Here is a 10,362-nt window from a genome sequence, read left to right as displayed (position 1 = left end):
CGCCCTTCTCGCAGTGCGGATACATCACCGGCTACTCCAACATCGGCAAGCTGAACGGCGCCGCCGTCGTCAACGACCTGAACCGGCACCCGACACTGGCCACCATCGTGCAGAAGAGCACCTGGAGCGACTTCTCCTCCGACGACCCGCTGCAGTGGTACTTCGAGATCGACTCGATCGCCAAGCTGGTGCTCCCGCCGATCCACTCGACGTTCCTCGTCTACGGCTTCATGCCGGTCAGCGCCGACCTGACCCTGGAGCCCATCGGGTTGATGACGGTGATCACGGTCGGCTCCGGTACCGAAGGCACCATCAGCACCACCACCATCTACGGTCGGCAGCAGATGCGGCTGTACAACGTCAAGGTCAACGGCACCCCGCTCGACGTCGGCCCGAACTGCCACACGGTCGACCCGATCGACATCAAACTCGTCGGCTACGACCGCAGTTCGCTCACCGGCATCCCCACCCGGCCGCAGGACTACAGCGTCCAGACCGGCGGCCCGCTGGCCCAGGACGACCTCTTCATACCGCGGTTCGCCGGCTGCGGCTCGCACGGGGAGAACTTCGACCAGCTGTTCACCTCGGCGATCTCCGGCCACGGCAACTCGCTCAACCTCATCCAGGGTCCGCTGTGCGTTCCCATCGCGGAGACGGGCTGCGATCCCGAGATCGCCTTCCCCGACCCGCCCCACCACTGAACGCTCCGGGAGGCGCGATGGGAATCGAAGTGGTCGTCGAGGGGCTGACCAAGTCCTTCGGCACGCAGACCGTCTGGCACGACGTGACGCTCACCTTGCCGCCCGGCGAGGTCAGCGTGATGCTCGGCCCGTCCGGCACCGGCAAGACCGTCTTTCTGAAGTCCGTGATCGGGCTGCTCAAACCCGAGCGCGGCCGGGTGCTGGTCGGCGGCGTCGACATGGTCAACAGCCCCGAACGGGACATCTACGAGGCCCGCAAGCTCTTCGGCCTGATGTTCCAGGACGGCGCGCTGTTCGGCTCGATGAACCTCTTCGACAACATCGCCTTCCCGCTGCGGGAGCACACCCGCAAGAAGGAGTCGGAGATCCGCCGGATCGTGATGGAACGCATCGACATGGTCGGCCTGGTCGGCTCGGAGGGAAAACTGCCCGGCGAGATCTCCGGCGGCATGCGCAAACGGGCCGGGCTGGCCCGCGCCCTGGTGCTGGACCCGCAGATCATCCTGTGCGACGAGCCGGACTCCGGCCTGGACCCGGTCCGCACCTCCTACCTGTCCCAACTGCTCATCGACCTCAACGCCCAGATCGACGCCACCATGCTGATCGTCACCCACAACCTCGACATCGCGGCCACCGTCCCGGACAACATGGGCATGCTCTTCCGCCGCGAACTGGTCGCCTTCGGCCCGCGCGAACTGCTGCTCACCAGCGAGGAACCGGTGGTCCGCCAGTTCCTCAGCGGGCGCCGGGCCGGCCCGATCGGCATGTCGGAGGAGAAGGACGAGGCGACGCTGGCCCGCGAGCAGCTCAACCCGGGTGACGCCGCCCCGGCGCCGCCCCGGATCGTGCCCCAGCTCGAACCCAGCCCCGGTCTCCCGCCCCGCCAGGCCGTACAGCGCCGCAGGGCCCGGGTGCTGGAGATGTGGGACCAACTGCCCCCGCACGCACGGCAGGCCATCCAGTCCGGTTTCCGCGCGGTCCCCGTACGGGGGGAGCCGGTATGACCGCACCCGTACGGGCCGCCGCACCGCGCCGGCCGGTCCCCGGCAGCGGAGCGCTGCGCCAGACCGGGCAGTTGCTGTCGCTGGCCGCCACCACGGTCCGCGACACCTTCCGACGGCCCTTCCAACTGCGCGAACTCATCGAGCAGTTCTGGTTCGTGGCCAGCGTCACCATCCTGCCCGCCGCCCTGGTGTCCATCCCGTTCGGCGCCGTCATCGCCCTGCAGGTCGGCTCGCTCGCCCAGCAGTTGGGCGCCCAGTCGTTCACCGGCGGCGCCAGCGTGCTGGCCGTCATCCAGCAGGCCAGCCCGCTGATCGTGGCGCTGCTGATCGCCGGCGCCGGCGGCAGCGCGATCTGCGCGGACCTCGGTTCGCGCAAGATCCGCGAGGAACTCGACGCGATGGAGGTGATGGGCGTCTCCCCGGTGCAGCGGCTCATCGTGCCCCGGGTGCTGGCCACCATGCTCGTCGCGGTCTTCCTCAACGGCCTGGTCTCGGTGGTCGGCACGGCCGGCGGCTACTTCTTCAACGTCGTCGTCCAGCACGGCACCCCCGGCGCGTACCTGTCCAGCTTCTCCGCCCTCGCGCAGCTCCCCGACCTCTACATCAGCGAGATCAAAGCGCTCATCTTCGGCTTCATCGCCGGCATCGTCGCCGCCTACCGCGGCCTGCACCCCAAAGGCGGCCCCAAGGGCGTCGGCGACGCGGTCAACCAGTCCGTCGTCATCACCTTCCTGCTGCTGTTCCTGGTGAACGTGGTGCTCACCGCGATCTATCTGCAGCTCGTCCCGCAGAAGGGAGCCTGAGCGATGGCCCTCCTCGACAAGGACGCGCCCCCGGCCGAGCCGCCCGGACCGCCCCCGCCGCCGCGCCGGCGCCCCCGCTTCGACGCCGGCCGCTGGCTGCACTGGCTGGACGAGACCGGCGACCACCTGATCTTCCACCTCACCGCGGTCCTGTGGATCCCGCGCACCCTGCGCCGCTACCTCAAGGAGGTCCAGCGCCTGCTCGCCGAAGTGGTGTTCGGCAGCGGCGGCCTCGGCGTGATCGGCGGCACCGTCGGCGTCATGATCGGCATGACCCTGGCCACCGGCACCGTCGTCGGCCTGCAGGGCTACGCGGCCATGAACCAGCTCGGCACCACCGCCTTCACCGGCTTCATCTCCGCCTACTTCAACACCCGTGAGATCGCCCCGCTGGTGGCCGGCCTCGCGCTGTCGGCCACCGTCGGAGCCGGCTTCACCGCCCAACTCGGCGCCATGCGCATCAACGAGGAGGTCGACGCGCTGGAGGGCATGGGCATCCGCAGCATGCCCTATCTGGTCACCACCCGGATCATCGCCGGCGTCGTCGCGATCATCCCGCTCTACGGCATCGGCCTGCTCAGCAGCTACGTCGCCTCCCGGCTGGTCACCGTCTGGATCAACGGCCAGTCGGCCGGCACCTACGACCACTACTTCAACCTCTTCCTGTCCCCGGCCGACGTCCTGCTGTCCGGGCTGAAGGTGCTGATCTTCAGCGTCATCGTGATCCTCGCGCACTGCTACTACGGCTACACCGCCAAGGGCGGGCCGGCCGGCGTCGGCATCGCGGTGGGCCGCTCGGTGCGCAACGCCATCGTGATCATCTCGATCACCGACTTCTTCCTCAGCCTGGCCATCTGGGGCGCCACCACCACCGTGCGAGTCGCCGGATGAGCAGCTTCGACATCCGCCCCGGCGCCCAGCCGCCCCCGCCCCGCCGCAACCGGCCCGGCGCCACCGCCCGGCGCAGAACCGCCGGGATCGTCTTCCTGCTGGTGCCCTGCCTGCTGGCCTGGCTCGCCGTGGCCGTCTACGACAAGGAGTTCACCGACTCGGCGACCGTCACCGTGGACGCCGGGACCGTCGGCAACGAGATGCACCAGGGCGCCGACGTGAAGGTCCGCGGCGTCGTCGTCGGCCGGGTGAAGTCCATCCACGCCGACGGTGACGGCGCCCGGCTGGAACTCGCCATCGAACCCGGCCAATTGCACCGCATCCCGGCCGGAGTCACCGCCCAGATGCTGCCCACCACCCTGTTCGGCGAACGCTTCGTCGCCCTCGTCCCGCCGGCCGGCGCCCCCGCGGGCGGCGCCGCGCTCGCCGCCGACGCCACCATCGCGCAGGACAAGTCCAGCGACGCCGTCGAACTCCAGCAGGTGCTGGACAACTTGATGCCGCTGCTGACCGCGGTCCAGCCGCAGAAGCTCGCCGCCACCTTGAACGCGGTGGCCGGCGCGCTCGACGGCCGCGGCGCCCAACTCGGCACCACCCTCGTCGAGCTGGACCGCTACCTCACCAAGCTCAACCCCCAACTGCCCGCCCTCAACAACGACATCAAGCAGCTCGTCACCGTCAGCCACGTCTACGCCGCCGCCGCGCCCGACATCGTGCAGGCCCTGACGGACTTCACCGAAACCAGCGGAACCATCGCCGAACAGCAGGCGAATCTGAGCAGCCTGTACGGCTCGGTGACCGCCACCTCCCAGGACCTCACCAGCTACCTGCGGCAGAACAAGGACAACCTCATCCGGCTGTCCGCCGACAGCCGCGGCACCCTGCGGCTGCTGGCCAGGTACGCCCCGGCCTTCCCCTGCACCCTGCGCACGCTGGCGGACTTCGTGCCGGACATGGACAAGGCCCTCGGCAAGGGCACCGGCACCCCCGGGCTGCACGTGGACGTCACCACCGTGCCCTCCCTCGGCAAATACCTGCCCGGCAAGGACACCCCGGTCTACGACGCCGACGGCGGTCCGCAGTGCTACCCGGTGCCGTACACCGGGCGCGGCACCACCCCGCTGGCCAACTCGCCCCAGGAGAACGAACTCGTCGACGAACTGCTCGCGCCCGCCGAGCACGCCTCGCCGCAGTCGCTGCCGGACTGGAGCAGCCTGCTGACCGGGCCGGTCTTCCGCGGGGCGGAGGTGACGGTGAAATGAAGCGCCGCAGCCTCGTCGGGCCCGTCGTCAAATCGCTGATCTTCATCCTGGTCACCGCGCTGGCCACCACCGTGCTCGCGGTGAGCATCGCCGGCGCCGGAGTCGGCGACACCGCCGGCTACAACGCCCGCTTCACCGACACCACCGGCCTGGCCTCCGGCGACAGCGTCCGGATCGCCGGCGTCAAGGTCGGCCAGGTCGACTCGGTCCAGGTCGTGGACCGACGCGTCGCCCAGGTGCACTTCTCCGTCGAGCGCGACCGCACCCTGCCGGCGTCGGTCACCGCCACCATCAAGTACCTCAACCTGGTCGGCCAGCGCTACATCGACCTGGAACAGGGCACCGGTCCGGTCGGCGCCGTCCTGCACCCCGGCGGGACCATCGCGCTGGACCACACCACCCCGGCGCTGGACCTCACCCAGCTCTTCAACGGCTTCCAGCCGCTCTTCGAGGGACTGTCCCCGAAGGACGTCAACCAACTGGCCGGCGAGATCGTGCAGGTCCTCCAGGGCGAGGGCGGCACCGTCGACAGCCTGCTCAGCAACGTCGGTTCGCTCACCACCACGCTCGCCGCCAAGGACAAGGTGATCGGCCAGGTCATCGACAACCTCAACTCGGTGCTGGCCACCGTCAACGCCCGCGAGGCCGGCTTCAACGACCTGATCACCACCCTCCAGCAGCTCGTCACCGGCTTCGCCGGCGACCGGCAGCCGATCGGCGACTCCATCACCGCCATCTCGCAACTCACCACCAGCACCGCCGGACTGCTGGACGACGGCCGGCAACCGCTGAAGAACTCCATCGCCCAGCTCGGCCGACTGTCCACCAACCTGGCCGACAGCACACCGGAGCTGCAGAAGTTCCTCACCACCACCCCGCAGAAGCTGCAGGACGTCGGCCGGCTGGCTTCCTACGGCTCCTGGCTCAACCTCTACTTCTGCCAGGCCACGGTGACCGGACTGACCACCTCCGACGGCAGCAAGCCGCCCACCGGCCGACCGATCACCGAAGCGAGGTGCCGGTCATGAACCGCCCCCGGATCAGCGCCGCCCGGCTCCCCGCCCGCCTGCGCACGCTGCCGCGGCCCCGCCTGCGGCTGCCCTTCCGCGACCCGGCCCGCCGCGGCCGGCCGCTCTTCCGGCCGCTGCGCGACCGCAACCAGGTGGTCGTCGGCGCGGTCGGCCTGCTGGTGCTCGCCCTGGTCGGCCTGGCCGCCTACAACGCCGACGCGCTGCCGCTGATCGGCGGCGGCCGGACGTACACCGCGGACTTCACCGAGGCGGCCGGGCTGCGCTCCGGCAACGAGGTACGGGTGGCCGGCGTCAAGGTCGGCAAGGTCACCGGGGTCGGCCTGGACGGCGGCAAGGTGAAAGTGACCTTCCAGGTCGACCACACCTGGATCGGCGACGCCAGCACCGCCGCCATCGGCATCAAGACACTGCTCGGCGAGAAATACCTCGCGCTCGACCCGCTGGGCAGCCGCGCCCAGGACCCGGCCCAGCGCATCCCGAGCAGCCGCACCACCTCGCCGTACGACGTCACCCAGGCCTTCAACGGCCTGGGCCGCACCTTCGGCGCGATCGACACCCAGCAGCTCGCGGCCGGCTTCCAGGCGATCTCCGACACCTTCAAGGACACCCCGTCCTCGGTCCGCAGCGCCGCCACCGGCCTGTCGTCGCTGTCGCGGACCATCTCCAGCCGCGACGCGCAGCTCGCCGACCTGCTCAGCGGCAGCAGACAGCTCACCAAGACCCTGTCCGACCAGAACGGGCGCTTCCAGACGCTCATCTCGGACGGGAATCTGCTGCTCGGCGAGATCCAGAGCCGCCGGGACGCCATCCACGCGCTGCTCACCGGCACCCAGGACCTCGGCGTGCAGCTCACCGGCCTGGTCGCCGACAACAACCGCCAACTCGCCCCGACGCTGGATGCGTTGGACCGGGTCACCACGGTGCTGCTGGCCAACCAGTCGAGCCTGGACAAGGCCCTGGCCCTGGTCGGCCCCTACTACCGGCTGGTGGGCAACGCCCTCGGCAACGGCCGCTGGTTCGACAGCTACCTGTGCGGGCTGGTGCCCAAGAGCTATCTGCCGCCGGGCTTCCCGCCGCCCACCGGATGCATGCCGCCCAAGGTGACGGGAGCAGGATCATGAGCGCCTTCCGGCGTTCGCACCGCCGCCAGCGCGGTTCCGACGGACCGCTCCGGTCCACCTGGTTCCGCCGCCCCACCCGGCTGCGGACCTCCGCCGGGTCCGGCCGGTTCGCCCGGCTGGGCCGGTCCACCCGGCGGTGGCTCGCGTTCGGCATCACCCTGGCACTGCTGGCCGGCGCGGCGACCGCCGCGGGCCTGGCCGCCTTCGCCGGGCCCGGCGGCGAGCACGTCACCGCCTACTTCGACCGGGCCGTCGGCGTCTACGCCGGCTCCGACCTGCGCATCCTCGGCGTCAAGGTCGGCACCGTGGACTCGGTGACGCCGCAGGGCAAGCAGGTCAAGGTCGCCCTCACCCTGGACCACGGGGTGAAGGTGCCGGCCGGCGCCGGCGCGGTCGTGGTCGCCCCGAGCGTCGTCGCCGACCGCTATGTCCAGCTCACCCCCGCCTACACCGGCGGTCCGCGGCTGAAGGACCACGCCGTCATCCCGGCCGGGCGCACCGCCACCCCGGTCGAGATCGACCAGCTCTACGACAGCATCACCCAGCTCAGCGACGCCCTCGGCCCCAACGGCGCCAACGCCACCGGCGCGCTGTCCCGGCTGCTCGACACCGGCGCGCAGAACCTGTCCGGCAACGGCAAGGCCATCGGCGACAGCATCGACCAGCTCGGCCAGGCGAGCAAAACCCTCGACAGCCACAGCGACGACCTGTTCGCCACCCTCAGCTATCTGCAGTCCTTCACCACCATGCTGAAGAACAACGACGGCAAGGTGAAGACCGCCGCCGAGCAACTCTCCACCGTCACCGGCTTCCTGGCCGACGACAAGGAGGACCTCGGCGGGGCGCTCCAGCAACTGTCCACCGCACTGGGCCAGGTGAAGACCTTCATCCAGGACAATCGCGACCGCCTCAAGGCCAGCATCACCAAGCTCGCCCCCATCACCCAGACCCTCGTCGACCAGCGGGCCTCGCTGGCCGAACTGCTCGACACCGCGCCGCTGGCCGCCGACAACCTGCTGAACGCGTACGACCCGCAGCACGGCACCCTCGACGGCCGCGCCGACATCAACGAGCTGAGCATGGGCGGCGACATCGCCCCGACGGGCCCGGCGACCGGCTCGCCGGCGGATACCCCGAGCAGCACCGTGCCCGGCGCGGCGGCGAGTTCGGCGGCACCTTCGGCGGCGAGTTCCGAGGCCGGGCTGGTCCCGGTCGGCCCGGGCGGCACGACACTGCCCCTGCCCCTGCCGCCGGTCGGCACGGTCTACGGTGCCGCGCCCCCCGCGCGGCCCGCGCCCCACCCGTCCTCCGCCGAACACGGCCGGACGAAGGGAGGGGCCCAGTGAAGTTCCGCCACGCCGCGGCCGGCGGCCTGCTCGCCCTGGCCCTCACCGGCTGCTCCCTGGACGTACAGAACATGCCGCTGCCCGGTGGCGCCGCCCTCGGCGGCCACCCCTACACCGTCAAGGCACAATTCGCGGACGTGCTCGACCTGGTACCGCAGGCATCGGTCCGGGTCAACGACGTCGCGGTCGGCCGGGTCACCGGCATCGCGCTCGCCGCCGACGGCTGGTCGGCGATGGTGACGATGAAGGTCAACGGCAATGTGCGACTGCCCGGCAACGCCTACGCCCACCTCGAACAGTCCAGCCTGCTCGGCGAGAAGTACATCCAGCTCACCGCGCCCCCGGCGAACGAGCCCGCCACCGGGCAACTGCGCTCCGGAGCGGTCATCCCGGCCTCGCACACCAACCGCAACCCCGAGGTGGAAGAGGTCTTCGGCGCCCTGTCCCTGCTGCTCAACGGCGGCGGCATCCAGCAGCTCAAGACCATCAGCGTCGAGCTGAACAAAGCGCTCACCGGCAACGAGCCGCAGATCCGCGACATGCTCAGCCAGGTCGACACCCTGGTCACCGACCTCGACCACCACAAGCAGGACATCACCGACGCGCTCGACGGCGTGAACGAACTGTCCGCCACCCTCGCCGCCCGCGACCAGAAGATCGGCACCGTCCTGACCGGACTCAGCCCAGGCCTCAAAGTGCTCGAGCAGCAGCGCGGTTCGCTCGTCACCATGCTCCGCTCCCTGGACACCTTGTCCGGCGTCGCGGTCGACACCGTCAACCGGAGCAAGGACGACATGGTCGCCGACCTCAAGGCCCTCGCGCCGACCCTGCAACGGCTCGCCGACGCGGGCAAGGACCTGCCGGACTCGCTCCAGGTGCTGCTCACCTACCCGTTCACCGACCAGGTGCTCAGCGGCGTCAAGGGCGACTACCTCAACGTCTATCTGCACATCACCGCCGTGCCCGGCACCCAGCTCATCCCCCTGATGCCCGCCGACGAGAACGTCTACCCGCCCCCCGCTCCCACCGACGACTCGCTCGCGACCCGGAACAAGGTCCAGAAATCGCTGGGCCGGGCCGCCGGCATCCCGCTGCCGCTGCCCCCCGTCACCTCCGCAGGGGGCCGCTGATGCTGACCCGGACCACGGTCGTCAAGAACATCGCCTTCGTCGTCATCGCCGTGCTGGTGCTCGGCTACCTCGGCGTGCGCTACGCCGATCTCGGCCACTACGTCGGCCTGCGCGGCTACTACACGGTCAAGGTCCAACTCCCCGAAGCCGGCGGCCTGTACGAGCACGCCAACGTCACCTACCGCGGCGTCTCGGTCGGCCGGGTCGGCCCGATCCGGCTCACCGACGACGGCGTCGAGGCGTCGCTGCGGATCAACGACTCGGCCCCGCGCATCCCGGACCACCTGCAAGCCGTCGTCGCCAGCCTGTCCGCGGTCGGCGAGCAGTACATCGACCTGCGGCCCAGCACCGACAACGGCCCCTACCTGCGCGACGGTTCACAGATCGCCCAGGCCGACGCCCGCATCCCGGCGCCCGTCACCGATCTGCTCACCAGCGTGAACAACCTCACCGCTTCCGTCCCGCTGGACTCGCTGCGCACGGTGGTCGACGAGTTCGGAAAAGCGTTCAACGGGCAGGCCGCCAACCTGCAGGCGCTGCTGGACGCCAGCGGCCGGTTCATCTCCGCGGCCGACGCCAATCTGCCCGCCGACACCCAATTGGCCACCGACGCCCAGACGGTGCTGCGCACCCAGGCGGACGAGGGCGACGCCATCACCTCCTTCGCGGACAGCGCCCGTCAACTCGCCGCCCAACTCGACTCCTCCGACACGGATCTGCGCCGTCTGATCACCGCCGCGCCCGAGGCGGCCGGGCAGGTCACCGCCCTGCTGCGGGACGTGGGTCCGCAGTTGAGCGTGGTGCTGGCCAATCTGCTGACCACCTCCGATGTGGCGGTCACCCGGCAGAACGGCATCCAGGAGTTCCTGGTCAAGGTGCCCGCGGTGGTCGCGGCCGGGTCCACCGCGGTGGGCCACGGGAAGCTGCACCTGGGGATGGCCGTCACCTTCTTCTCGCCGCTGCCCTGTACCTCCGGCTACAGCGGCACGGACTACCGCAACGGTCTGGACACCGACGCCCCCGCCACCGCGCTGAACACCGCCGCCCGTTGCGCCGCCCCGGCATCGTCCGGG

At 70.5% G+C, this 10,362-nt stretch carries 9 protein-coding genes and 1 pseudogene; all 10 read left to right on the top strand.

Translation table 11 applies throughout. The features are described 5' to 3' along the window. Positions 1 to 701, top strand: a pseudogene (locus GA0115240_RS36685) (hypothetical protein); the annotation flags it as partial. 17 nt (positions 702 to 718) lie between these two features. Beyond that, positions 719 to 1,705 (top strand): ABC transporter ATP-binding protein, encoded by a 987-nt coding sequence (locus tag GA0115240_RS06825; protein ID WP_093735753.1) that lies wholly within the window; start codon positions 719 to 721, stop codon positions 1,703 to 1,705. After that, positions 1,702 to 2,508: an MlaE family ABC transporter permease gene (locus tag GA0115240_RS06820; protein WP_093735752.1), complete on the top strand. Its 807-nt coding sequence runs from the start codon at positions 1,702 to 1,704 to the stop codon at positions 2,506 to 2,508. The genes GA0115240_RS06825 and GA0115240_RS06820 overlap by 4 nt, the downstream gene beginning before the upstream one ends. A gap of 3 nt (positions 2,509 to 2,511) precedes the next feature. Beyond that, positions 2,512 to 3,399, top strand: coding sequence for an MlaE family ABC transporter permease (locus GA0115240_RS06815; protein WP_237554664.1), 888 nt, complete (start codon positions 2,512 to 2,514; stop codon positions 3,397 to 3,399). Next, positions 3,396 to 4,661, top strand: coding sequence for an MCE family protein (locus GA0115240_RS06810; RefSeq protein ID WP_093735751.1), 1,266 nt, complete (start codon positions 3,396 to 3,398; stop codon positions 4,659 to 4,661). The genes GA0115240_RS06815 and GA0115240_RS06810 overlap by 4 nt, the downstream gene beginning before the upstream one ends. Beyond that, positions 4,658 to 5,689 carry an MCE family protein gene (locus GA0115240_RS06805; RefSeq protein ID WP_093735750.1) on the top strand — a complete coding sequence of 344 codons (1,032 nt, stop codon included), beginning with the start codon at positions 4,658 to 4,660 and terminating at the stop codon, positions 5,687 to 5,689. The genes GA0115240_RS06810 and GA0115240_RS06805 overlap by 4 nt, the downstream gene beginning before the upstream one ends. Beyond that, entirely contained in the window at positions 5,686 to 6,813 is a 1,128-nt protein-coding gene (locus GA0115240_RS06800; protein WP_093735755.1) for an MCE family protein, read from the top strand. The genes GA0115240_RS06805 and GA0115240_RS06800 overlap by 4 nt, the downstream gene beginning before the upstream one ends. After that, a complete protein-coding gene (locus tag GA0115240_RS06795; protein WP_093735749.1) occupies positions 6,810 to 8,159 on the top strand; it encodes an MCE family protein in 1,350 nt (449 codons plus the stop codon). The genes GA0115240_RS06800 and GA0115240_RS06795 overlap by 4 nt, the downstream gene beginning before the upstream one ends. Next, positions 8,156 to 9,289 carry an MCE family protein gene (locus tag GA0115240_RS06790; RefSeq protein ID WP_370673289.1) on the top strand — a complete coding sequence of 378 codons (1,134 nt, stop codon included), beginning with the start codon at positions 8,156 to 8,158 and terminating at the stop codon, positions 9,287 to 9,289. The genes GA0115240_RS06795 and GA0115240_RS06790 overlap by 4 nt, the downstream gene beginning before the upstream one ends. Continuing rightward, a partial coding sequence (locus tag GA0115240_RS06785) for an MCE family protein (RefSeq protein WP_093735748.1) occupies positions 9,289 to 10,362 on the top strand: 1,074 nt, incomplete at its 3' end. The genes GA0115240_RS06790 and GA0115240_RS06785, both read left to right, overlap by 1 nt.

It is taken from the genome of Streptomyces sp. DvalAA-14 (genome assembly GCF_900091855.1).
Classification (GTDB): Bacteria; Actinomycetota; Actinomycetes; order Streptomycetales; family Streptomycetaceae; genus Actinacidiphila.
Note: the sequence above shows the minus strand (reverse complement) of the source record. Positions and strands in the feature narration are given on the sequence as shown.